This window comes from Aeromonas sp. 160P (genome assembly GCF_055193095.1).
Map to the genome: position 1 here is coordinate 3015404 of NZ_JBUXKV010000001.1, position 23186 is coordinate 3038589.

The 23186-nt window shown below is 57.0% G+C and carries 24 protein-coding genes; 18 read left to right on the top strand and 6 right to left on the bottom strand.

Annotation, left to right across the window (positions count from 1 at the left end):
• Positions 1 to 37: 37 nt before the first annotated feature.
• Both ACY8FN_RS14095 and ACY8FN_RS14100 read right to left on the bottom strand, forming a co-directional pair.
• Positions 38 to 922: a LysR family transcriptional regulator gene (locus ACY8FN_RS14095; RefSeq protein ID WP_098969394.1), complete on the bottom strand. Its 885-nt coding sequence runs from the start codon at positions 920 to 922 to the stop codon at positions 38 to 40.
• Positions 923 to 1034: 112 nt separating this feature from the next.
• Positions 1035 to 1616, bottom strand: a complete 582-nt coding sequence (locus tag ACY8FN_RS14100; RefSeq protein WP_463100359.1) for a Maf family protein — start codon at positions 1614 to 1616, stop codon at positions 1035 to 1037.
• A 120-nt stretch (positions 1617 to 1736) separates the two neighbouring features.
• On the opposite strand from ACY8FN_RS14100, the gene yceD reads away from it, so the two are divergent.
• The 15 genes from yceD (at position 1737) to ACY8FN_RS14175 (ending at position 13924) form a co-directional block, all read left to right on the top strand.
• On the top strand, positions 1737 to 2258 hold the full coding sequence (gene yceD, locus ACY8FN_RS14105) for a 23S rRNA accumulation protein YceD (protein ID WP_042021904.1): 522 nt from the start codon (positions 1737 to 1739) through the stop codon (positions 2256 to 2258).
• A 19-nt stretch (positions 2259 to 2277) separates the two neighbouring features.
• A complete protein-coding gene (rpmF, locus tag ACY8FN_RS14110) occupies positions 2278 to 2445 on the top strand; it encodes a 50S ribosomal protein L32 (protein ID WP_042021907.1) in 168 nt (55 codons plus the stop codon).
• A gap of 9 nt (positions 2446 to 2454) precedes the next feature.
• On the top strand, positions 2455 to 3474 hold the full coding sequence (plsX, locus tag ACY8FN_RS14115) for a phosphate acyltransferase PlsX (RefSeq protein WP_139727833.1): 1020 nt from the start codon (positions 2455 to 2457) through the stop codon (positions 3472 to 3474).
• Positions 3475 to 3481: 7 nt separating this feature from the next.
• Positions 3482 to 4441 (top strand): beta-ketoacyl-ACP synthase III, encoded by a 960-nt coding sequence (locus ACY8FN_RS14120; protein WP_042021911.1) that lies wholly within the window; start codon positions 3482 to 3484, stop codon positions 4439 to 4441.
• A gap of 73 nt (positions 4442 to 4514) precedes the next feature.
• Positions 4515 to 5450, top strand: a complete 936-nt coding sequence (gene fabD / locus ACY8FN_RS14125; RefSeq protein WP_463101180.1) for an ACP S-malonyltransferase — start codon at positions 4515 to 4517, stop codon at positions 5448 to 5450.
• A gap of 13 nt (positions 5451 to 5463) precedes the next feature.
• Positions 5464 to 6198 carry a 3-oxoacyl-ACP reductase FabG gene (gene fabG / locus ACY8FN_RS14130; protein ID WP_042021916.1) on the top strand — a complete coding sequence of 245 codons (735 nt, stop codon included), beginning with the start codon at positions 5464 to 5466 and terminating at the stop codon, positions 6196 to 6198.
• Between the two features lie 157 nt (positions 6199 to 6355).
• Entirely contained in the window at positions 6356 to 6592 is a 237-nt protein-coding gene (acpP, locus tag ACY8FN_RS14135) for an acyl carrier protein (RefSeq protein ID WP_042021919.1), read from the top strand.
• Between the two features lie 81 nt (positions 6593 to 6673).
• Positions 6674 to 7915 (top strand): beta-ketoacyl-ACP synthase II, encoded by a 1242-nt coding sequence (fabF, locus tag ACY8FN_RS14140; protein ID WP_101347282.1) that lies wholly within the window; start codon positions 6674 to 6676, stop codon positions 7913 to 7915.
• Between the two features lie 68 nt (positions 7916 to 7983).
• A complete protein-coding gene (gene pabC / locus ACY8FN_RS14145) occupies positions 7984 to 8790 on the top strand; it encodes an aminodeoxychorismate lyase (protein ID WP_463100360.1) in 807 nt (268 codons plus the stop codon).
• Entirely contained in the window at positions 8780 to 9781 is a 1002-nt protein-coding gene (gene mltG / locus ACY8FN_RS14150) for an endolytic transglycosylase MltG (RefSeq protein ID WP_068978571.1), read from the top strand. The genes pabC and mltG overlap by 11 nt, the downstream gene beginning before the upstream one ends.
• The gene (tmk, locus tag ACY8FN_RS14155; RefSeq protein WP_139727838.1) at positions 9781 to 10422 is read left to right on the top strand and encodes a dTMP kinase; all 642 of its coding nucleotides are present in this window, start codon (positions 9781 to 9783) and stop codon (positions 10420 to 10422) included. The genes mltG and tmk overlap by 1 nt, the downstream gene beginning before the upstream one ends.
• A complete protein-coding gene (gene holB / locus ACY8FN_RS14160) occupies positions 10407 to 11354 on the top strand; it encodes a DNA polymerase III subunit delta' (RefSeq protein WP_463100361.1) in 948 nt (315 codons plus the stop codon). Before tmk ends, holB begins: the two co-directional genes overlap by 16 nt.
• A gap of 24 nt (positions 11355 to 11378) precedes the next feature.
• The gene (locus ACY8FN_RS14165; protein ID WP_101319990.1) at positions 11379 to 12158 is read left to right on the top strand and encodes a TatD family hydrolase; all 780 of its coding nucleotides are present in this window, start codon (positions 11379 to 11381) and stop codon (positions 12156 to 12158) included.
• Positions 12159 to 12530: 372 nt separating this feature from the next.
• Entirely contained in the window at positions 12531 to 13472 is a 942-nt protein-coding gene (locus ACY8FN_RS14170; protein ID WP_463100362.1) for a site-specific integrase, read from the top strand.
• Between the two features lie 161 nt (positions 13473 to 13633).
• Positions 13634 to 13924 (top strand): RepB family protein, encoded by a 291-nt coding sequence (locus tag ACY8FN_RS14175; protein ID WP_139719833.1) that lies wholly within the window; start codon positions 13634 to 13636, stop codon positions 13922 to 13924.
• Between the two features lie 201 nt (positions 13925 to 14125).
• Here ACY8FN_RS14175 and rsmF read toward each other — a convergent pair whose 3' ends face one another.
• The 4 genes from rsmF to ACY8FN_RS14195 all read right to left on the bottom strand — a co-directional run bounded on the left by rsmF (position 14126) and on the right by ACY8FN_RS14195 (position 19532).
• Positions 14126 to 15556, bottom strand: a complete 1431-nt coding sequence (rsmF, locus tag ACY8FN_RS14180) for a 16S rRNA (cytosine(1407)-C(5))-methyltransferase RsmF (protein WP_463100363.1) — start codon at positions 15554 to 15556, stop codon at positions 14126 to 14128.
• Between the two features lie 155 nt (positions 15557 to 15711).
• Positions 15712 to 18264, bottom strand: coding sequence for a PqiB family protein (locus tag ACY8FN_RS14185; RefSeq protein WP_463100364.1), 2553 nt, complete (start codon positions 18262 to 18264; stop codon positions 15712 to 15714).
• A gap of 55 nt (positions 18265 to 18319) precedes the next feature.
• Complete coding sequence (locus ACY8FN_RS14190) at positions 18320 to 18922, bottom strand: paraquat-inducible protein A (RefSeq protein ID WP_101317056.1); 603 nt, start codon at positions 18920 to 18922, stop codon at positions 18320 to 18322.
• Entirely contained in the window at positions 18906 to 19532 is a 627-nt protein-coding gene (locus ACY8FN_RS14195) for a paraquat-inducible protein A (RefSeq protein ID WP_139693257.1), read from the bottom strand. Before ACY8FN_RS14195 ends, ACY8FN_RS14190 begins: the two co-directional genes overlap by 17 nt.
• Before the next feature lie 147 nt (positions 19533 to 19679).
• Here ACY8FN_RS14195 and prpB point away from each other — a divergent pair, with 147 nt between their 5' ends.
• Genes prpB through ACY8FN_RS14210 form a run of 3 tightly spaced genes read left to right on the top strand, consistent with a single transcriptional unit; the run spans position 19680 to position 23161 of the window.
• Entirely contained in the window at positions 19680 to 20567 is an 888-nt protein-coding gene (gene prpB / locus ACY8FN_RS14200; protein WP_463101181.1) for a methylisocitrate lyase, read from the top strand.
• Between the two features lie 10 nt (positions 20568 to 20577).
• Positions 20578 to 21705: a bifunctional 2-methylcitrate synthase/citrate synthase gene (gene prpC / locus ACY8FN_RS14205; RefSeq protein WP_463100365.1), complete on the top strand. Its 1128-nt coding sequence runs from the start codon at positions 20578 to 20580 to the stop codon at positions 21703 to 21705.
• A 10-nt stretch (positions 21706 to 21715) separates the two neighbouring features.
• Positions 21716 to 23161, top strand: coding sequence for a bifunctional 2-methylcitrate dehydratase/aconitate hydratase (locus ACY8FN_RS14210; RefSeq protein ID WP_463100366.1), 1446 nt, complete (start codon positions 21716 to 21718; stop codon positions 23159 to 23161).
• The last annotated feature ends 25 nt before the right edge of the window (positions 23162 to 23186 follow it).

The following is a 23186-nucleotide window of genomic DNA, read 5'->3' on the forward strand; positions in this document are numbered from 1 at the left end:
GTCTAGCTGTGCTTCAATGTCTCGAAATACGTGACAATCAATCTAGTAGTAGCGCCGACTCCGCCAGCAAACTATCGATCAGCAGGCGGGCGGCATGGGTCATTCCCTTGCGACTGGGATAGACCAGCCAGGCATCATCGAGATAGACCTTGTGGGCAGGCAGGATCTCCAGCAGTTCACCACTGGTGACCTGCGCCTTGACGCTCAATTCGGGCAGCAGGCTGATACCGGCGCCCTTGAGCACGGCGTAGCGAATATAGTGGCTGCTGTTGGAGATGAGTCTGCTACTCACTTTGAGTGGGCCCGTGTTGAAGTTCCAGCAATCTTCCAGTTCACCGCTGGCCAGTCGGTGGATCAACAGTGCGTGTTGCTGAAGATCCTCAAGTTGCTGCGGCATGCCGTGCTCGGCCAGATAGCCCGGACTGGCATAAAGCTTGCGTGACACCGTGGTCAGGGGTCTGGCGATAAACGAGCTATCTTGCATTTTGCCAATATGGACACAGGCATCGAGCCCGTAGTTCATGATGTCGTGATAACCCAGATTACTGACGTGGGTTTCCAGCGTAATGAGGGGGTACTGGCTGAGAAAATTAAGCAGCAGATCGTGAGCCAGAATATCGGCATCCCCGATCAACCCCAGTTTAACCGAGCCGGTGGGGGCCGAGCTCTGATTCTTGATACTTTGGTTCAGGGTTTCGAGCCGGGGAATAATCTCCTGCAACTGCATAAAGTAATCAGTGCCGGCTGGCGTCAGGGCCAGTTTGCGGGTGGTGCGCGTAAACAGCTTGCAGCCAAGGGCCTGCTCCAGATCGCCAATACGCCGACTGACCTGGGCTCGTGGCACATCAAGGGAGTGTGCCACGGCGGCAAAATTGCCCAGTTCAACCACTGAGAGAAACAGCCTCAAATCATCTATACGCACTATCTGGTTCCCGATGGATAAGAGTGAAACAGCAAGATCACGGACTGTGCTTGCCAGACGAGGCGGCGATCCTGCCGCTGGTCGTGGTTATCTTTCTTTGTGCAATGAGAGATCAGGGCAGGGCGATGCCGTGGCGATCCAGTAACTCGATCAGGCCGATCAGTGGCAGACCGATCAAGGCGTTGGGGTCGCGTCCCTCCAGCCCCTTGAACAGCACGATCCCCATGCCTTCGCATTTAAAGCTGCCGGCACAATCGAGGGGCAATTCAGCCTCGACATAGCGGCGAATGGCGGCTTCATCGAGATTGCGAAAATGAACGGTAAAGGGCTCCACCAGTTGATGGGCCTGCCCGGTCGCGGCATCCAGCACACACAAACCGGTATAGAAGGTCACGCTGCGACCCTGTGCCGCCATTAACTGCGCGACCGCATTGTCGATAGTGCCCGGTTTGCCGAGGATCCGGCCATCACAGACACACACCTGATCAGAACCAATGATCAGGCCGTGATCACGACCATCGGCGATGGCTTCTGCCTTGGCGCGGGCCAGTCTGGCCACTAACGCTTGGGCCGATTCTTCTGCCAGTGGGCGCTCATCCACATCCGGTGCGGCACAATCAAAGGGCAGGCCGAGCTTCTCCAGCAAGGCTTTACGGTAACGAGAAGTTGAGGCGAGGGTCAGATTCTGTGGCATAATATCAGGCACCGATGAAAGCAAGTACCGGCATTCTAGGGACTTGTGACGTTAAAATCATCGGCGGTAAGGACTTTTTCCTTTGACTATCCATTGTTGGACCTATAATATTCGCGCCCTATGCAAAAGGTGAAGTTGCCCGTTAAGGTTGATCCAGTCCGTAGTGCCTTGAAACTGCTCGATTATGTCGGGATAGTGGAAAAGTCGCAGATGCCCAGGCTGGAAGAGTCAACCGCTGGCTTGCAGAGTGATATCGATGTATCACTGCAATTTGGTAAAGATGTCCAGAAGTTGACCGTTATGAAAGGCACTGCCCATGCCAAGGTTGACCTGGTTTGCCAACGTTGTGGTGAAACGTTTGAATACCTTTGTGAAGCTGAATATATCTACACTCCGCTGTTTGAAAAAACAAACGAGGAAGAACTGCCGGAAGCTTATGAGCCCATTGAGTTGGATGAAAACGGCGAGATAGATCTTCACCAAATCCTCGAGGATGAATTAATCCTCACGTTACCTCAAGTCGCAATGCATCCGATGGATGCTTGCCCGAGAGGGAATATGGAGATGAGTTGGGGTGAAATCGAACCTGCTGATGAGCGGCCGAATCCCTTTGCAGTTCTTGAAGCGCTTAAACGTAAGTGAATTTAGGAGTTAGCCTACAATGGCCGTACAACAGAACCGTAAAACCCGTTCCAAGCGTGGCATGCGTCGTTCCCACGATGCACTGACCTCCGCTGCACTGACTGTTGATCAGACCAGTGGTGAAATTCATCGTCGTCACCACGTGACTGCCGATGGTTTCTATCGCGGTAAAAAGGTAATCGCTTAAGGATTGCCTTTGTCTACGCAAACTGTCGCGCTAGACATCATGGGGGGAGATATTGGCCCCTCTGAAACAGTGCCTGCCGCCGTGCAGGCACTGTCTCTTTTGCCCCAGCTAAAACTGATCTTGGTCGGCGACCAGCACCAGACCTCTTCTTTGTTGCAGCAACATGGCTTGCTCAATCATCCCCGCGTTCGTTTCGTACATGCATCCCAAGTGGTCGGCATGGGCGACAAGCCGATCGTGGCACTGCGTACCCTTAAAGACTCCTCCATGCGCGTTGTGCTCAATCTGGTGAAAGCCGGTGAGGCCGATGCTTGTGTCAGTGCCGGTAATACCGGTGCCTTGATGGCCATGGCCAAATGCGTGCTCAAGTCGTTGCCGGGGGTCGACAGACCGGCGCTCATCAAGGCATTGCCGACCTTGAGCGGCCAGCGCACCATGATGCTGGATCTCGGTGCCAACGTAAGTTGTGATGCCGATACGCTGCTGCAATTTGCGGTAATGGGCTCCGTTGTGGCTGAAAAGGTAGAAGGCATATCGGCGCCTCGGGTCGCCTTGCTTAATATTGGCGAGGAGGAGATCAAGGGCAATGATCTGGTGCGGCACAGTGCCGAGCTGCTGCGACAGTGCAGTGCACTCAATTATGTTGGCTTCATCGAAGGTGATCGTATCTTCAGTGGTGAGTGTGACGTGATTGTCTGCGATGGTTTTGTTGGTAATGTCGCGCTCAAGACGGCAGAAGGTGTGGTACGGATGATGGCTGAACTGGCCGGATATCCCCGCAAGAAACGCAGTTTTCTTGGCCGTATCGCCGAATTTATGTTCAAACGACGCTTTTCTTACCTGAACCCCGACCAGTATAACGGGGCAAGTCTGTTAGGATTGCGCGGCATTGTGGTAAAAAGTCATGGGCGTGCTGAACGGCGTGCCTTGTGTAATGCGATCCTGCTGGCCGCACAAGAGGCCAAACATCAACTTCCACTGCAAATAGCAGATCGCCTTGAAGCTGTCTTCTCTGACAGGGATCTATAAGAACTCTATGCATAGCAAAATTCTGGGTACTGGCAGCTACTTGCCGAGTTCAGTGCGTACCAACGCCGATCTTGAGCAGATGGTCGAGACCAGTGATGAGTGGATCGTAGAACGAACCGGGATCCATGAGCGCCGCATTGCCGGTGCTGACGAAACAGTGGCCACCTTGGCTCATCAGGCTGCTCTGCGCGCCCTGGATGCGGCAGGTCTGACCGCAGCCGATCTCGACATGATAGTGCTGGCGACCACCAGTGCGGAAAATGCCTTCCCGGCCGCAGCCTGCGAGCTGCAGGGATTGCTCGGCGTACCAGGTATTCCTGCCTTTGACGTGGCGGCCGCCTGCGCCGGTTTCACTTATGCGCTCTCCATTGCCGATCAGTTTGTCAAGTCCGGTGCGGCGCGTAATGTGCTGGTTGTGGGGGCCGATGTGCTCTCCCGCATGTGCGATCCTCAAGATCGTGGCACCATCATTATTTTCGGTGATGGGGCGGGTGCGGTGGTGATTGGCGCCAGCGAGACCCCCGGTATTCTCTCTACCCATCTGCATGCTGATGGCCGTTATGGTGACTTGCTCAAGTTGCCACATCCTCGCCGTGGTATGCCGGGTGCCGAGCTCGAAGCCTACATGTATATGAAGGGCAACGACGTATTCAAGGTAGCGGTCACCCGCCTGAGCGAGATCGTGACCGAAACCCTGGCGGCTGCCGGTATTGCACCAAGCGAGCTGGACTGGCTGGTGCCGCACCAGGCCAACTTCCGCATCATCAACGCGACAGCCAAGAAGCTTGGTATGAGCCTCGACAAAGTGGTGCTCACCCTCGACAAACATGGCAATACCTCAGCGGCGTCGGTGCCGATCGCCTTTGATGAGGGGATCAGAGATGGCCGGATCAAACCCGGTCAGCTGGTGTTGCTGGAAGCGTTTGGCGGCGGTTTCGCCTGGGGTTCGGCGCTGGTTCGCCTCTGATCCTCGTTGGGATGCGGCATTCGTCTCATCCCGTTTCAGATTTCATTTTCATCTTTTCTAACAGGAATCAATGATGACCCATTTTGCCATTGCCTTCCCGGGACAAGGTTCCCAGTCCGTTGGCATGTTGGCCGAGCTGGCCGAACAACATGCCGTGATCAAGGAGACCTTCGCCGAGGCGAGCCAGGTGCTGGGTTATGACCTGCTTGCTCTGGTGATGGATGGTCCACTTGAAGATCTGAACAAAACCTGGCGCACCCAGCCTGCGCTGCTGACTGCCTCTGTCGCCCTGTGGCGTTTGTGGCAACAGCAGGGTGGGGCAACCCCTGCGGTGATGGCTGGTCACAGCTTAGGTGAGTACTCAGCGCTGGTTTGCAGCGGTGCCCTCGATTTTTCCGATGCCGTCAAACTGGTCGAGCTGCGTGGTCTGGCCATGCAAGAAGCGGTACCGGAAGGCACTGGCGCCATGGCCGCCATCATCGGTCTGGACAACGAATCCATCGCCGCCAACTGTGAAAAAGCGGCGCAAGGGCAGGTAGTCTCTCCGGTCAACTTCAACTCCCCGGGCCAGGTAGTTATCGCTGGTCACAAAGAAGCGGTTGAGCGTGCCAACGTGCTGATGAAAGAGTCAGGCGCAAAGCGTGCACTGCCGCTGCCGGTCTCCGTACCGTCTCACTGCGCGCTGATGAAACCTGCCGCAGAAAAACTGGCAGCAGCGCTGGACGGGATCGAGATCAAGGTTCCAACCATCGCAGTCATCAATAATGTCGACGTATCCTGTGAACAGGATCCGGCCGCCATCAAGCAAGCCCTGGTGCGTCAGCTGTTCAGCCCGGTTCGTTGGACCGAGACTGTCGAGCAGATGGCCAATGACGGTGTCACTCTCGCGATTGAGATGGGGCCGGGTAAAGTATTGAGCGGGTTGGCTAAGCGCATCGACAAGCGTGTGGAAGGTATCCATGCCAACGATGCGGCCTCTTTCGAGCAGGCGCTGGCCCAGTCCAAGTAAACAGGAGCAAGTGATGAGTTTTACCGATAAGGTTGTGTTGGTGACCGGTGCCAGTCGTGGTATCGGCCGTGCGATTGCCGAAACCTTTGTGGCCCGTGGCGCAAAAGTGGTCGGTACTGCAACCAGCGAGAGCGGTGCCGAGGCGATCAGCGCCTATTTGGGCGATAATGGCTGCGGTATGGCACTGAACGTGACCAGCCAGGAATCCATCGAAGCCGTCTTTGCCGCCATCAAGGCGCGTTTTGGCGATATCGACATTCTGATCAACAATGCGGGGATCACCCGTGACAACCTGTTGATGCGGATGAAAGATGATGAGTGGAACGAGATCATCGATACCAATCTGACCTCTCTCTACCGTCTGAGCAAACCGGTTTTGCGTGCCATGATGAAAAAACGTCATGGTCGCATCATCAGCATTGGCTCCGTGGTGGGAACCATGGGTAATGCGGGTCAAGTCAACTATGCGGCCGCCAAGGCCGGTCTGGTTGGCTTTACCAAAGCGTTGGCGCGGGAAGTGGCATCCCGTGGTATCACTGTGAACGCGGTCGCGCCAGGTTTCATCGAAACCGACATGACCCGCGCACTCAATGATGATCAACGCAGTGGCATCATGAGCCAGGTGCCTGCCGCCCGTTTGGGTGATCCAAAAGAAATTGCCGCTGCTGTGGTATTCTTGGCTTCTGATGAAGCAGCTTATATCACCGGCGAAACCCTCCATGTTAATGGCGGGATGTACATGGTGTAATCAATTTGTCGTGAGATCTGTTCAAATTTGCGATAATACGCCGAAGTTTGGCGAATATCGTGGTTTGACCAGCGGCAAGCTACTTGCAAACTCACGTCAATTGAATAAACTACCCCAACCAGACGCAATAGCGTATTTTTAAAGGAAAATTCAGGTCATGAGCAACATCGAAGAACGCGTAAAGAAAATCATCATCGAACAACTGGGTGTTAAAGCAGACGACGTTAAGAACGCCGCCTCTTTCGTCGACGACCTGGGCGCTGACTCTTTGGATACCGTTGAACTGGTAATGGCGCTGGAAGAAGAATTCGATACCGAAATTCCTGATGAAGAAGCCGAGAAGATCACCACTGTTCAAGCGGCTATCGACTACATCACCGCTAACCAGGATTAATTTCCTGTTCTGAAAGAAGCGGCCCAAGGGCCGCTTCTTTTATATCTGCTTCCTTTCAAAAACCTCTCGGAGACTACCTCAGTGTCAAAACGCAGAGTCGTGGTGACCGGCTTGGGGATGCTTTCCCCGGTGGGTAACACTGCCGAATCCAGCTGGCAAGCACTGCTCAACGGGCAGAGCGGCATTTCCCTGATCGACCACTTTGATGCCAGCGAGTTTGCGACCCGCTTCGCAGGCATGGTCAAAGATTTCGATCCCGAGCAATACGGCATCAACCGTAAAGACGCTCGCAAGATGGATCTCTTTATTCAATACGGTATTGCTGCTGGTATGCAGGCGCTGGATGATTCCGGCCTGACTATCAATGAAGAGAATGCCGAACGTATTGGCGTGGCAATTGGCTCAGGTATCGGTGGTTTGGGTCTGATTGAACAGAACCACAGCAGCCTGATCAACAGTGGTCCGCGCAAGCTGAGCCCCTTCTTCATACCATCCACCATCATCAATATGGTGTCTGGTCATCTCTCCATCATGAAAGGTCTGCAAGGGCCGAACATTGCCGTGACCACCGCCTGTACCACGGGTACCCATGCCATTGGCATGGCGGGCCGGATGATCGCCTACGGTGATGCGGACGTGATGGTAGCCGGTGGCGCCGAAAAAGCCTCCACTCCGATGGGGATGGGCGGTTTTGCCGCCGCCAAGGCGCTCTCTAATCGCAATGATGAGCCGCAAAAAGCGAGCCGTCCGTGGGACAAGGATCGCGACGGTTTCGTATTGGGTGATGGCGCCGGTGTACTGGTACTGGAAGAGTACGAACACGCCAAGGCCCGCGGTGCCAAGATTTATGCCGAGCTGGTCGGTTTTGGCATGAGCGGTGACGCTTATCACATGACAGCACCTCCCGCTGATGGCAACGGTGGCGCGCGCGCCATGAAAAATGCCATCAAGGATGCCGGCATTGCCCCCGAGCAGATTGGTTACATCAATGCTCACGGCACCTCCACCCCGCTGGGTGATGTGGCCGAGCTGCGTGGCATGAAGTCAGTGTTTGGCGAGCACGCCAAATCTCTGATGATCAGCTCAACCAAATCCATGACCGGTCACCTGCTGGGTGCCGCCGGTGCCATCGAGGCGATCATCACTGTGTTGGCCCTGCGTGATCAGGTGGCGCCGCCCACCATCAACCTGGACAACCCGGATGAAGAGTGCGATCTGGATCTGGTGCCCCACGTGGCCAAGCCAGGCAGCTTCGAGTACGCCCTTTCCAACTCGTTTGGTTTTGGCGGCACCAATGGCTCACTGATCTTCAAACGCGTATAATTTGCCGCAGGGCAAAGACACAGGCCCGATACTGCCGGTATCGGGCCTTTTTTATCGGAGGGATCCCTTTGCTTATCAATGGAATGAAGCTTGATACCATCTCGGCCCATGATAGGGGGCTGTCCTATGGTGACGGTCATTTCACCACCATGGCGGTCAGGGATGGTCGCGTGTTGCACTGGCCTGCCCATCTGGCTCGGTTGCAGCAGGCCAACAACCGGCTGGGATTGGTTGAGCCTGACTGGGATCTGTTGACCCAAGAGGTTGAAGAGATGGTGGCCAACCAGCCACAATGTGTGGCCAAGGTGATCCTGACCCGCGGCGAGGGTGGCAGAGGCTATGATGGCAGTGGCTGTCAGCACACCACCCGCATTATCAGCCTGGCGCCATTTCCCACCCACTATGGCAAGTGGCAACAGGAGGGTATCGAGATGGTGGTGTGCCGCCAGCGGATCGGTGATGCTCCCATGCTGGCCGGGCTTAAAACCTTGAATCGTCTGGAGCAGGTATTGCTGAAAAGCGAACTTGTCAGCCGTGGTGCAGTCGAAGGGATAGTGCTCAACAGTCGCGGTTTTCTGACTGAAGGGGTCAGTGCCAATCTGTTTTGGCGTCGGGGCAAGACGGTATTTACACCGGATCTGGCCCGGGGTGGTGTCGATGGCATCATGCGCCGCCAGCTGATGGCGATGCTGAAACAGATGAGTATTGAGTTGCGTGTGGTGGAGGCTCCGCTGGAGTCACTATGGCAGGCAGAAGAGGTATGGCTCACTAATACCCTGATGGGGGTAGTGCCGGTCAACGGCATCAAGGATATTTATTATCCCGCCGCGGTATTGAGTCGCCGTTTACAGGAGCGTTTGGTCATTGAAGTTTAATCGGCTTTACACCCTGCTTGCGGGGGCGGCACTGACAGTTGCTGTCTCCGGGGGCTATGTGCACTACAAATGGCAACAGGTGGAGACACTCACCAACAAAGGGCCGACCCGGCTCTTTACGGTGGAGAAAGGTGCCCATGCCGCCCGCTTGATCACCGAGTTGGGGGAGGGGGAAACCAGCCCATGGGCGGTGCGGCTCTGGCTGCGCGGTCATCCCGAACTGGTGGCCATCAAATCTGGCACCTATGAGATCAAGGAAGGGGCTCCCCTCAAGGATACCCTCTCCCTGTTTGCCTCAGGTAAAGAGTTTCACTTCAGCCTTACCTTCGTTGAAGGTTCCCGTTTCGAGGATTGGCAGAAGCAGCTCTCCAGCGCGCCGTATCTTGAGCGGTTGACGGTCGAGCAATCAGAAGCCGATCTGGCGCAGGAGCTCGGCATCGAGAATGGCAAGCTGGAAGGGTGGTTCCTGCCGGAAACCTACGCCTATACCACCCATGCCAGCGATCTATCGCTATTGCGCCGGGCCCATCAGGATATGGAGACCTTCTTGCAGCAGAGCTGGGAGAAACGCCAGGCCAACTTACCCTACAAGACGCCGTATGAGGCGCTGATCATGGCCTCCATCATCGAAAAAGAGACCGGCCAGCCTGACGAGCGAGCACAAATTGCCGCTGTATTTGTCAATCGCCTGCGTTTGGGGATGAAGTTACAGACTGATCCCACCGTTATTTACGGGGTGAAGGATCGCTACGATGGCAATATCCGCCGCAGCGATCTGACCGACAAGAACCCCTACAACACTTATGTTATCGATGGTTTGCCGCCCACGCCTATCGCCATGCCGGGTAAGGCCTCTATTGAAGCAGCGCTCAACCCGCTGGCGAGCGACTATCTCTATTTTGTCGCCAAGGGTGGCGGTGCCCACTATTTCTCCAAGACCCTCGATGAACACAATCGGGCGGTTCGCGAATTCATATTGAAGAAACCTTAATGTCTAAATTTATTGTGATCGAAGGATTGGAAGGGGCAGGGAAGAGCTCGGCCGTGCGTTATGTCACTGACTATCTGCAGCGCCATGGTATCGACAAGATCGAATGCACCCGCGAGCCGGGTGGTACCCCGCTGGCGGAGCGGATGCGCGCCATCGTCAAAGAGGTGCACGATGAGCGCCTCACCATCGAAGCTGAATTGCTACTGATGTATGCCTCCCGGGTACAACTGGTGGAGACTCGTATCAAGCCAGCCCTCGCGGACGGTATCTGGGTAGTGGGGGATCGCCACGATCTCTCCTCCCAGGCTTATCAGGGCGGCGGCCGCGGGATCAATGCCAACCTGATTGGTGCCATCAAGCAGGCTGTACTCGGTAACTTCAAGCCGGATTTCACCCTCTATCTCGATATCGATCCCGCCCTTGGCTTGCAGCGCGCCCGCCATCGGGGCGAGCTGGATCGCATCGAGCTGGAACAGCTCAGCTTCTTCGAGCGCACCCGAGCGCGCTATCTCGAACTGGCCGCCAAGGATGATTCCATTGTGGTGATCGATGCGGCGCAAACGCCGGATCAGGTTAAAGCCGCCATCGAGAGTGCATTGGACCACTATTTGTCGAACGAGCAGCTATGTATCCCTGGCTGATCCCGGATTGGCACCGTTTAAGCCAGACGGCTCAGTCCGGTCGGCTCGGTCACGCTTGGCTGCTGCTCGGCGATCCCGGTCTTGGCAAGGAACAGTTGGCCGAGCGGCTGGCGCGTTTGCACCTTTGCCAGCAACCGGATCGCGGAGAACCGTGCGGTCATTGCCACTCTTGCCAGCTGTTTGATAAGGGTAACCATCCGGATCTCGGCGTCGTAGCCCGTGACAGCAAAACCATCGGGGTCGAGGCCATTCGCGAGATCTGCACCCGGCTGCAGGGCTCTGCCCAGCTCGGCCGAGGCAAGGTGGTGATCATTCCAGATGCAGAGCGGATGACCGAATCGGCAGCCAACGCCCTGCTGAAAACCCTGGAAGAGCCGGCCGGCGACAGCCTGCTGCTGCTGATTGCCTCTCAAGTTTCCCGGCTGCTCCCCACCATTCTCAGTCGCTGTCACAAACATGTGTGCCAGTTACCGGCGGAAGGGGAGACGGTACGCTGGTTAGCTGAGCAGGGTCATCAGGTCACCTTGGCTCAGGTGCGGATCTGTCAGGGCGCCCCGTTGCGGGTACTCGACTATATCGAGCAGCAACAGGACGGAACTCGCCGCGAACTGCTGGAAAGTTTCATCGCTCTGCGGCAAAGCCCCATCAAAGCAACCGCAGTTTGCAACCAGTTGGGGCAAGAGACCCAGGTCAGGTTGCACTGGCTGCAGCTGTTTTTATGCGACGCGTTGAAAACCCAGGCGGGATGCGGTCATCACCAGTTGGCGATGCCGGATCTGGCGATCTTGAGTCAACGACTGGCAGAGCAGCACTCCAGTGAAAAACTGCTGGAAGCGGAGCAGCAATTGGTTGCCCTCAAGGCGGCTTGCCAGCCGGGACAGCTCTCCAACCCCACCATCCATCTGATGAACTGGCTCAGTCGCTGGTTATAGTTCCGACAAGAATAAAGGTTTTATATGTTACTCGTTGACTCCCACTGTCATCTCGATCGCCTGAGCTATGGCAGCAAGCAGACCAATATGGCCGATGTGCTGGCCAAGGCCGCGAAACTGGATGTGGGATATTTCCTCTGTGTCAGTGTGACTCAGGCACAGTTCCCGACCATGCTCGAGGCGATCGCCCCGTATCCCCAGGTGTTTGCCTCTTGCGGGGTGCACCCGCTTAATCAGGAACCCGGTGTGGATGCTGCCTTGTTGCTGACCCAGGCGGCGGACGAACGAGTGATCGCCATCGGTGAGACCGGGCTCGACTACTTTTACTCGCCGGAGAACAAAGAGGTGCAGCAAGCCTCTTTCCGCGAACATATCCGGGTTGCCCGTGCGCTGAACAAGCCGCTGATCATTCACACTCGTGATGCCCAGCAAGATACCTTGCAGATCATGCGCGAAGAGGGGGCGGATCAGGTTGGCGGCGTGCTGCACTGTTTCACCGAATCCCTCGAGATGGCGCAAGCAGCGATGGCGATGGGTTTTTATATCTCCATCTCGGGGATCGCCACCTTTAAAAATGCATCTGCACTGCAAGAAGTGGTCAAGGCTCTGCCTCTCGACCGATTGCTGGTTGAAACCGATGCACCCTATCTTGCGCCGGTTCCCCATCGGGGGAGGGAGAACGAACCTGCCTTTGTGCGAGACGTTGCCCAATTTATTGCCGACCTGCGCCATATACCACTGAGTGAATTAGCCGAGGCGACCAGCCGTAATTTCTTTGAACTGTTTAAACTGGCTAAGAAATAATCACAAAGCCCCGTGGTTCGGGGTTTTTTATATTTCAAATCTCAAGCAGATTACCCCCGTCAATATCAACACCACACCTTGTTATCTCTCACTTACAGTGTGTTCGCATATTCTAAGTTCATGCTAAATAGCGGCGATTAACACCCCTATGTTCAATAGGTGCTACGGGGGTTAAGGGTATTAAATCAAGTCACATCAAGTATCGATAATATTCATTATCGATACTTGATGTATGAGGAGGATCCTGTAAGATCCTCTTAAACTTCATATGAATCATAGTGTTCCGTGGTATATCCAAGCTTATCCAATCCGGCTCATCAATCACTGCAAACCGTCTTCGATGCCCAGCTAAATAGTCGGGCTCGTCGCTTTTTGCGCAGTTCAAAAGCCGATTCAACCCTCAATGCTTATCAGGCTGATACCCGTATTTTTGTCTTTTGGTGCCAATTGCACGGGTTGGATCCGCTGCAAACCAGCCATCACGACATCATGAACTTTCTGGCGGATCAGGCAGATGGGGTATTGGCAGACTGGGTATGGCTCGATAAAGAGGAGGGGAAGGGGGAGCTGCGTAATGGCGAGCCTCGAAAACCGGCAACCCTGGTGAGACGGCTGGCGGGGATCCGCTATGCCTTCAAACAAAAAGGCATTAACCCAATGCCGACCGAGCATCCCGAAATCAAGGAGATGATGCGCGGTATAGTGCGACTGGGGGATAACCGTAAGCGCAAGACAGGTGCATTAACGCTGCAACCATTAACTCGGGTATTGGATGGCATCGACACCAGTGATCTGGCGGGCCTCCGCGATCATACCCTGCTGCTGTTGATGTTCAGTGGAGCCCTGCGCCGCTCGGAAGCGGCCCGTATCGAGGTGAGTGATCTCGATTTTGTGGGGCAGGGGATCCGCCTTCGCCTCAAACCGAGCAAGCATCAACTCCATGAAACCGAAATTGCGCTGATCCCGGGTAAGCATCATTGCCCGGTGTCAGCACTGCAACACTGGCTGCGCAAAAGCCGGATCAGCGAGGGGCACCTGTTTCGGCGGATGAACCGCTGGGGGCAACTCATGCCAGATCCCCTGGGGCCACAAGGGATAAACCTGATGATCAAGCGGCGCACCGGTCAGGCCATCGATGATCTCTACGTCAGCGGCCACAGCCTGCGGCGCGGATTTATCACCTCGGCAGTCACTGCCGGCAAACCGATGAACAAGATCATTGAAGTCACTCGCCACAAGGATATGCGGACTCTGCAGGAGTACTTCGATGATGCCCATAAATTCTCCGATCATGCGCTCGATGGCTTGCTTTGACATGACTGCGTTACCGCATTTTTTATGTTAAATGATATCTCGTTGATCTGATGATATATTTGCCACGCTGCCTAGCGTTCAAGAGGGAAGGGCAATCTGCCAATGGATAAACGCATTAAGTAAGAGATAACAAATCTGATAATGGAGCATTGCAAGGTCATATGAGCCATGAAATAGCAGTGAGTGACGCCGAAGAGGCAGTGCCACAAAATAATGCCGAGCGGCAGCGTCAGCATGTAAAGCGTAAACAGGAGACTCATACCCGATTGCAATGCTGGATCAGCAATCGCCACGCCGAGCGATTGGCTGATCTCGGTCTTCACCTCGAAGACAGTCAGGCATCGCTTATCGAACAGGCGATCGATCTGTTCTATCAACATGAGTTGGGCAGGGGCTCAGAGCTTGAAAACACAGTAGCCAATCTGGTGGAAGAGACTGTCGTAGAAGCCTAACGATGAAGCGTTGGCGGGACGATAAGAGATAAAAAGAGCCAGGTACGAATTCCTTGTACCTGGCATAGGGGAATTGGCTCCTTGCAGAGCCGTGCGCTAACTGGTGTCCGGATTGCCTTAAGCTTAGACAAGGCTCAAGGCTTTTCAAGATCCGAAGAGAGGTTCAACCTGAGTGTGGTCATTCCAGACTCGTTCCGCTGCTTACGCACCAAAGAGATTGTTGTCTCGCACCAGTTCTCGGGGGAGGGCATTCTTGACCCGGCTGCCCACCCATTTCCCCATGCCCAGGGTATGTCCCTGGTAACGGACGATCACCTCACCTGTGCCAGCTGCCTGCTCAGGCCAGACATCTCGTCCCATCATAAATTCACGGGCATTGGCGCTGTCGAGTTCGACAAATCCTTGACTGGCTGTATCACCATAAGCCAGTGCCCATTGATGGGTGAGTCGATAACCCTTCTTGAAAGTCTCAGCCAGCTTGATCCCGATGCGATCGAAACGCAGCTTACCCTGGACCTGTGCAAACAGATGGGGAAAGAGCCAGATCTCGTCATTGCGACCAAACAGCTGTCCCTGCGGCACCACCCCGAAGTTGGCTGCAATCTCTTGCAACATGGGGTCAGCCTCTTTGGCCGGTAGCGGAGAGAAGGGGAATTTTCCCAGCTTGCCCGGCTTGAACATGGTATTGGGCACCGAGTGCTGCTTGCGTAATCTGGCGACGAAAAAGCCCTCACTGTCGAAGATCTGGGGCCAAACGTGTAGGTATCCTTCCGCTGTACAGGCCTGCTCTGCATGGGGGAACAGGTCCGCCAGTGAGTCAAACATCAGGGCATCGCCAAACTTGTCCAGCAGGGATTGGCAGACCGCCTGATTCTCCTGCTCACTCAAGGTGCAGGTGGAGTAGACCAGCACACCGCCCGGTTTCAAGGCATGAAAGGCGCTCTCCAGCAGCCCTTGCTGTACCGCCGCAATCTCGTCGATGCTCTCGATGCTCCAGTTGCGCAGGGCATCTTCATCTTTACGTACCGTCCCTTCGCCGGAGCAGGGGGCATCGAGCAGGATGGCGTCGAAGGTTTCCGGCAACCACTGGCCAAACACCTTGGCATCAAAGTGAGTCATGCCGACATTGGTCACACCGCAGCGCTGGATATTGGCACTGAGCACTTTCAACCTGCTGCTGGAAAACTCGTTGGCAACCAGCATTCCCTGATTATTCATCAGCGCGGCGATCTGGGTGGTCTTGGAGCCGGGGGCTGCCGCCGCATCCAGCAACATGCCGTCCACTTTGATCTTGTCGCTGGCAAAGAGCGCGGTCACCGGCAGCATGGAGCTCGCTTCCTGGATATAGAAAAGCCCGCTCAGATGCTCAGCGGTGTTGCCGAGGGGAACCGTTTCATCGCTGCGGGTCAGCCAAAAACCGGTGTCACACCAGGGCACGGGATCACACTGCCAACCCTGTGGCTGCATTTGTGCCAAAAAGTCACACACAGTGATCTTGAGGGTATTGACCCGAATGCTGCGCCGCAGCGGTCGCCGACAACTGGCCACAAAATCATCCATAGACAGATGAGCCGGCATAATGGCCGCAATGTGGTGTAAAAAGTGATCGGGAAGGTAGGTGTTGTCGTGCACGGCGCCGTCTCGTTGACCGAAAAAGAGGGTCGATATCCTACCACAGGCCAAGCCATTCTCTTAATGGTGACCCTGGCTAAATAGACCAGATGAAATAAAACGCCCGGCATGCAGGCCGGGCGTTTGTGGCAATCAACGGTGATTGAGGAAGAAGATCAGGGCAGGATGCGCGGGCTCCACTCCAGCCACGCTTTCTCTGCTTTGCTGTTGAGCGGATAGCTGTGGCCGGTCTTGACGGTTGGGCCCATCTCCTGCTCCGGGGTATTGAAGGCGATGCCGCCCGCCAGCAGGCTCTGCACCGTCTCCACTTCGATGGTGCCACCGGTCAGGCCGATATCCGCCTTCACTCCGGAGACGTTCCAGAAGCGTGAGTTGGCTCGCACCAAATGGGCATACTCCTGCTCCACGCTCACCTCAATCAGCACCTCGCTGCCATCCCGTGCCAACGCCACCTTGGTGACATTGCCCACCACCAGTTTGCGAAACAGCAGTGGGCTACCGACGCTCAGGCCGTTGACCGAAGGGCTCTTGAGGGTCAGGGCCAAGCCAACCGGACCACTCTGGCTCAAGGGGAAGCGATCTTTGCCTGCCCCCTTGCCGGGTTGGGCTTCGACAAAGGCCCCTTTGATCAGGGTGTCGAGATGGGCCACACCACCCAGCCCCAGCTTGGCTTGCACCAAGGTGAAGCGGGCACCGGATTGTAAAAAACGCTCGGCGTAGTGGCCATCCAGCTCTGCCTTGAAGATCACTTGACCCAAGGAGGGCTCCAGCTCGATCTGATCGATTTTGCCGATATCGACCCCCCGATAACGGATCGGGCTGCCAACTCCGAGGCCCGGGTTGCTCTCAGCCACCAGAGAGAGGGGGCGAACTTTGGCTCTGGCCTGCTCTTTATTGTCAAACAGCTGATGGCTGCTACGGCCGGTACCCAGCCGGTCGAATTCGATGGCACCGCGCAGCAAGGTGGCCAGATTACCGACTTTGACCTTGACGCCGTCAACCCCTACTCGGGTGTCGATGGCTGCTTTCTTCCAAAATTGCGGCTGCCGGGCGAGGAGGGGAGCGTACACACCGTCAATTTCCAGCTCAATCTCGACCCCTTCTTTCGCGGCGCGCAGCTGTTTGACCTTGCCCGCTTCCAATCCCAGATAAAGCACGGGGGAGCCAATGCCGATACCATCGGCCTGATCTGCTTTGAGCAACCAGCGCTGGGGCTTGGCATCACGGGTCCCCAGCAGTGCCAGCTCCTGATTCGGGTAGAGCCGATTGATCCGCTCGCCACTACTGACTTGTACCAGCTTGATCCCGCCACCGAGCCAGGCACTGGCTGGGCTGGTTTCCACTTTGATGCCACTCAGATCGGCATCGATCTGCAGCGGTGCCGCACGATAGAAGCGGGCACGGTTGAGCAGATGGCCATAGTTCGGCGTCATCACCAGTTCGACACTGGCATTACCGCGCGCATCCAGGGTGAGCTGGCTGATCCGGCCCACCTCTAATCCCTTGTACCAGACCGGCGCATCCTGATTCAGCCCAGCCAGATCCTCGGCCTGCAGCGTCACCTTGGTGCCAGTCTGGGGAGCGCGATCGGTCAGCGTCATCTTGCGCGCCGGTTTGCCCGCCACATAGTCAAGGCGAATAGCGGGGCCGGAGAGCAGGCGATCCGCATGCTGCACGCCGGTCGGGGAGAGGGAGACGCTCTCCCACACCAGCTGGCTCTTGTCGGTAATGCGATAAGCCTGCTCCGGATTGATCAGCGCCGTCACCACGCGCCCCTTGTCGGTCAGAGCAATGGGGTCAATGCGGCCAATCTCGATCCCTTCATAGAGGATGGGCATCCCCTCCTTGATGGGCAGATCACCGGCCACTATGTCGATGCGCTCACCACGGGCAGCTTCCGCCAGCCCTTTGTAGAGGGTAAACATTTGCCCCTTCTCTGGCTCTGGCGAGGCTTTGGGCGAGTCGAAGGCGATGCCGCCGCTCAGGATGGAGGTGAGGCTACCCGCTTCCACGTTCACCCCGGCCAGACTAAACGAGCCCTTGAAGCCACTGATGTTCCAGAAGCGGGTATCGGCTTTGATCAGATGTTCAAAACGAGGCTCGATCACCAAATCCAGAATGACATTCTGGTTGTCCTGGCCAAGGCGGGTATTGATGACACTGCCCACTTCGATGCCACGGAAGTAGAGCTTGGCGCCGATCCCCACCGAGCCCAACGAGTCAGCGGTCAGGTGCAGCATCCGCCCCTGAGCCTGATAGCCGGGGGGAGGCCCCTCCAGTGCATCGAAGGTCTCCTCCAACGGATTGTTGTCACGCCCGGGTTGCAGATTGATGTAGTTACCGGAGACCAGGGTATCGAGTCCGGAGATCTCGGTCAGCGATGCTTTGGGGCTCACCAGCCAGAAGGCTGACCCTTTGCGGATCAGTGGCCGGGCCCGGCTGTCTATCTTGGCCATCACCGCAATCTTGCGGCCATCTTCAGCAAGATCCATCTCTTGTACGACACCGATGGCCACCCCCTGATAACGGATCTGGGTTTTGCCCGGTAAAATACCGTTACCCTGGGCGAAGTTGACCTGAATAAGTTGGCCACGACTCAACACCTGCTGATAGAGAAAGCCCCCCGCCAGCAGCAGGGCTATCAGGGGGAGCAACCAGACTGGCGATAACCAGCGGCGCTTTTCAATGACGGGTTCAGCCCCGATCATACCGACTCCTTATTGGCTGGATTAAACAGCACATAATACAGAAACAGAGAACTCATCAACGGGCTGCCTTATCCCACAGTAAACGGGGATCGAGCATGCGGGCTGACATCATGGTCAGCACCACCACACCGGCAAAGGCAGTGGCACCGGGGCCAGCCCGGACACTCAGCATGACGCCGCGATCGACCAGCGCCACCATCAGTGAAATCACAAACAAGTCCAGCATCGACCAGCGGCCGATAAAGTCGATCACCCGATACATCAAAAGCTGGCGCTTGCGTCGCACCGGCTTGGCCCGCTGCAACTGCCAGCAGATCCAGCCCAGCCCCACTATTTTGCCCACCGGCACCAGTATACTGGCGGTGAGGACTATGGTGGCAATCCCGCTCATCTTGCTGCGATAGAGCATCATGATACCGCTGAAAATGGTATCTGACTGCAGCAACCCCTTGTTGTAGAAGTGGGTAATGGGCAGCAGGTTGGCCGGTAGCAGCATAAAGGTGGCTAGCGCCAGCAAGCCCCACGACCAGGCGAGGGAGCGGGGAATGCGCACCTGCAGCTTGCTGTTGCAACGGGGGCAGCGCGCCCCGGTTTGATAACGAACCAGCAAGCCGCAGTCGTGGCAGCGGCACAGCCCCATCTCACGGGCGCTGGTCATCTGCTGCCTCCTTGAGGGGGATCCGTGCCCAGTAGGGCGCCGGGTCAAACAGGATCAGCAGGGTCATATTGAGCAACATCAAAATACCCAGACTCAGCAATCCGCCACCAAGCTGGACATCAGCGATATCGATCAGTTTGAACAGGGCGACCAGCAAGCTCACGATATAGACCTCCAGCATGGCCCAGTGGCGAAACACTTCAACCAGCTTCAAGGTCGGCGCCAGGATCTGCCAGCGTTTGGCCAGCCCCGATGCCAGTGCAAAGATACCGGCCAGCAGCCCGACGGGTGCCAGCACGGCGCACCAGAGCACCAGACCGGCCACCCACCACTCGCCCTCGCCAAACAGCACCAGGATCCCGCGCAGCAGATCAGCATCGGAGTTCACCCCGCCTAATCGCAAATAGATCAGTGGTTCAAAAAAAGCGGAAGGCAGCAACAGCACGCCGGTGATGGTCAATGCCATCAACTGGGAGGGACGAAAGGCATAGCGGCCATAGAGATGCTGGTGACAGCGTGGACAGTGGGCATGGCGACGCAGCGGCAGAGCCTTGCGCTGGATCAGCAAGTCGCACGCCGGACAGACAATCACGGAACTGGGCTCCATCATGCAATTCAACCTGTTGAAAGAATCGGTGAAATTTACCCTAAAACCGTTTCGCTGTCTTGCCTGCACCCTGAATGGGACGAAAGTATGATTGACGTTAACGTAAACGTGATATTAGATAGCCAGACTAGACAGGTGAAAGGAGTCATGATGTCCAGTTTGTCCCCCTCGGCAGGCCTGCGCTTTCGCACCGCCCTTGCCAATGAAGCTCCCCTGCAGATCGTCGGTACCATCAATGCCTATATGGCGCTAATGGCCGAGCGCAGTGGTTTTCAAGCCCTCTACCTCTCCGGCGCCGGGGTGGCCAACGCCTCCTACGGCTTGCCGGATCTTGGCATGACCTCCCTCAACGACGTGCTGATCGATGCCGAGCGGATCACCGCGGCCACCCGAGTGCCGCTACTGGTCGATATCGATACCGGTTGGGGCGGGGCATTCAATATTGCCCGCACCATTCGCGCGTTCGAGCGGGCAGGTGTTGCTGCCGTTCATATGGAAGATCAGGTGGCCCAGAAGCGTTGCGGTCATCGCCCCAACAAGGCTGTGGTCACGCTGGAGGAGATGTGCGATCGCATCAAAGCAGCGGTGGATGCCCGTCAGGATCAGCACTTCGTCATCATGGCGCGTACCGATGCGCTGGCGGTGGAGGGGCTAGGTTCTGCCCTTGAACGTACCGCCGCCTATGTGGCTGCCGGTGCTGACATGATCTTCGCCGAGGCGGTGACCGAGCTTGCCCAGTACGACCAGTTCAAGCAGGCGGCCGGGGTGCCGATCCTCGCTAATATGACCGAATTTGGCAAAACCGAGCTGTTTGACAAGGAGCAGCTCGCCGCCCACGGGGTCGACATGGTGCTTTACCCGCTAAGCGCCAACCGCGCCGCCAATCAGGCAGCCCTCAACGTCTATCAACACATTCGCCAGGATGGCCATCAGCGCGCCGTCGTGGCGACCATGCAGACCCGGGAGTCGCTCTACGACTTTCTCGGCTATCACCACTACGAGCAGACACTGGATCGTCTGTTCACATCCAGGGATTAGGAGGCAGCGTATGGGACAACAAAAACCGTTGGGCGGAGCAGGTCTGCGCGGGCAGAGTGCGGGGGAGACCAGCATCTGCACCGTGGGTAAGAGTGGCACCGGTCTCACCTATCGCGGCTACGACATCAAGGAGCTGGCCGATAGCGCCCAGTTCGAGGAGGTCGCCTATCTGCTGCTCAAAGGGGAGTTGCCCGGTGAGCAGCAGCTTGACGCCTACAAGCGCGAACTACGTCGCCTGCGCGCCTTGCCCCTGCCACTGCTGGAGGTATTGGAGCGTATCCCCGCCAATGCCCATCCCATGGATGTGCTGCGCACCGGCTGCTCCATGCTCGGCGATCTGGAGCCGGAAGATGGTTTCGAGCATGAACACGAAGTGGCGGATCGGCTGCTAGCCGCCTTCCCGGGGATCTTGATCTACTGGTACAAGTTCAGTCACGAGGGAGTTCGCATCGCCCTCGATACCGATGAGGAGTGTATCGGTGGCCACTTTCTGGCGCTGCTGCACCAGAAGGCGCCGAGCGAGCTGGAGCGTCGGGTGATGCACGTCTCCCTCATCCTCTACGCCGAGCATGAGTTCAATGCCTCCACCTTTGCGGCACGGGTCTGCGCCTCGACCCTCTCCGACATGTTCTCCTGTATCACCGCCGCCATCGGCACCCTGCGCGGCCCGCTGCACGGCGGCGCCAACGAGGCGGCCATGGCGATGATCGAGCCCTGGCAGGATGAAGCGCAGGCAAGGCGCGAATTGCTGGCGAGACTGGTGGCCAAGGATAAAGTGATGGGCTTTGGCCACGCCATCTACCGCACTTCAGATCCGCGCAACGTCATCATCAAGGAGTGGTCGGCCAAACTCGCCGAAGCGGTGGGGGATGATCGGCTCTATCGCGTCTCCTGCGAGGCGGAGAAGGTGATGTGGGAAGAGAAAGAGCTCTTTCCCAACGCCGACTTCTTCCATGCCAGCGCCTATCACTACATGGGGATCCCGACCAAACTGTTCACCCCTATCTTCGTCTGCTCGCGGGTTACCGGCTGGTGCGCCCACGTGATGGAGCAGCGCGAGCACAACCGGATCATCCGCCCGAGCGCCGATTATATCGGCCCGGCCCCCCGTCATTTTGTCTCCCTACAACAACGATAAGGAAATCACGATGTCCGCCAACGTCGACGTCAACCACAGACCCGAGCCCGATCAGGTGCTGGTCGATATTGCCGATTATGTCTGCAACCACCCCATCACCAGCGAGGCGGCCCTCGACACCGCCCGCTACTGCCTGATGGATACCCTGGGCTGTGGCCTGCTGGCCCTGCGCTTCCCCGAGTGCACCAAGCACTTGGGCCCCATAGTCCCCGGCACCGTCGTGCCCTTTGGTGCCCGGGTGCCCGGTACCCAGCTCTGTCTCGATCCGGTCAAGGCGGCCTGGGATATCGGCGCCATCATCCGCTGGCTAGATTACAACGACACCTGGCTGGCGGCCGAATGGGGCCACCCTTCCGACAACCTGGGTGGCATTCTGGCCACCGCAGACTGGCTGTCGCGTACTCGCGTGGCCGAGGGCAAGGCACCTCTGACCATGGCCGATGTGCTGACGGCCATGGTCAAGGCGCATGAAATTCAGGGAGTGCTGGCGCTGGAGAACTCCTTCAACCGGGTCGGTCTCGATCACGTGGTGCTGGTCAAGGTCGCCAGCACCGCCGTGGTGACTCATATGCTGGGGGGAACCCGCGATCAGGTGATCGATGCCGTCTCCCAAGCCTGGGTCGATGGCCAGAGCCTGCGTACCTACCGCCATGCCCCCAATGCGGGTTCCCGCAAGAGCTGGGCGGCGGGGGATGCCACCTCTCGCGCAGTGCGCCTAGCCCTTATCACCATGAGCGGCGAGATGGGGTATCCCGGCGTGCTGAGCGCGCCCAAATGGGGTTTCTACGACGTCCTGTTCAAGGGCAACCAGTTCGCCCTGCATCAGGGGTACGGCAGCTATGTGATGGAGAACGTGCTGTTCAAGATCGCCTATCCCGCCGAGTTCCACGCCCAGACCGCGGTGGAGTGCGCCATGAAGCTGCACGGTCAGCTGAAGGGGCGGCTGGACGAGATCGACCGCATCGAGCTCACCACCCATGAGTCGGCCATTCGCATCATCAGCAAGGTCGGCGCCCTCAACAACCCCGCCGACAGAGATCACTGCCTGCAGTACATGGTGGCGGTGCCACTTATTTTTGGTCGCCTTATCGCTGAGGATTACGAGGACGACGTGGCGGCCGATCCGCGCATCGACGGGCTGCGTGGCAAGATGGTGGTGCAGGAGGAGAAACGCTACAGCCGTGAATATCTGGAGGCGGACAAGCGCTCCATTGCCAACGCCATCCAGATCTTCTTCAAGGACGGCACTCACACCGCCAAGATAGAGGTGGAGTATCCGGTCGGCCATCGTCGCCGGCGGGAGGAGGGGATCCCGCTGTTGGTGGAAAAATTCCAGCACAATCTGGCGACCCGCTTCCCGGCCAAACGGGTCAGCAATATCCTCGCCCTCTGTCAGGACGGGCCGCGCCTTGCCGCCACCCCGGTGCATGCCTTTATGGATCTGCTGGTGATCTGACCGAACTCATATTGACCAACATATC

Coding starts and splice junctions, on each gene's coding strand:
- ACY8FN_RS14100 (WP_463100359.1), bottom strand. CDS start 1,616: ATGCCACAGAATCTGACCCTCGCCTCAACTTCTCGTTACCGTAAAGCC.
- yceD (WP_042021904.1), top strand. CDS start 1,737: ATGCAAAAGGTGAAGTTGCCCGTTAAGGTTGATCCAGTCCGTAGTGCC.
- rpmF (WP_042021907.1), top strand. CDS start 2,278: ATGGCCGTACAACAGAACCGTAAAACCCGTTCCAAGCGTGGCATGCGT.
- ACY8FN_RS14120 (WP_042021911.1), top strand. CDS start 3,482: ATGCATAGCAAAATTCTGGGTACTGGCAGCTACTTGCCGAGTTCAGTG.
- fabD (WP_463101180.1), top strand. CDS start 4,515: ATGACCCATTTTGCCATTGCCTTCCCGGGACAAGGTTCCCAGTCCGTT.
- fabG (WP_042021916.1), top strand. CDS start 5,464: ATGAGTTTTACCGATAAGGTTGTGTTGGTGACCGGTGCCAGTCGTGGT.
- acpP (WP_042021919.1), top strand. CDS start 6,356: ATGAGCAACATCGAAGAACGCGTAAAGAAAATCATCATCGAACAACTG.
- tmk (WP_139727838.1), top strand. CDS start 9,781: ATGTCTAAATTTATTGTGATCGAAGGATTGGAAGGGGCAGGGAAGAGC.
- holB (WP_463100361.1), top strand. CDS start 10,407: ATGTATCCCTGGCTGATCCCGGATTGGCACCGTTTAAGCCAGACGGCT.
- ACY8FN_RS14165 (WP_101319990.1), top strand. CDS start 11,379: ATGTTACTCGTTGACTCCCACTGTCATCTCGATCGCCTGAGCTATGGC.
- ACY8FN_RS14175 (WP_139719833.1), top strand. CDS start 13,634: ATGAGCCATGAAATAGCAGTGAGTGACGCCGAAGAGGCAGTGCCACAA.
- ACY8FN_RS14185 (WP_463100364.1), bottom strand. CDS start 18,264: ATGATCGGGGCTGAACCCGTCATTGAAAAGCGCCGCTGGTTATCGCCA.
- ACY8FN_RS14190 (WP_101317056.1), bottom strand. CDS start 18,922: ATGACCAGCGCCCGTGAGATGGGGCTGTGCCGCTGCCACGACTGCGGC.
- ACY8FN_RS14195 (WP_139693257.1), bottom strand. CDS start 19,532: ATGATGGAGCCCAGTTCCGTGATTGTCTGTCCGGCGTGCGACTTGCTG.
- prpB (WP_463101181.1), top strand. CDS start 19,680: ATGTCCAGTTTGTCCCCCTCGGCAGGCCTGCGCTTTCGCACCGCCCTT.
- prpC (WP_463100365.1), top strand. CDS start 20,578: ATGGGACAACAAAAACCGTTGGGCGGAGCAGGTCTGCGCGGGCAGAGT.
- ACY8FN_RS14210 (WP_463100366.1), top strand. CDS start 21,716: ATGTCCGCCAACGTCGACGTCAACCACAGACCCGAGCCCGATCAGGTG.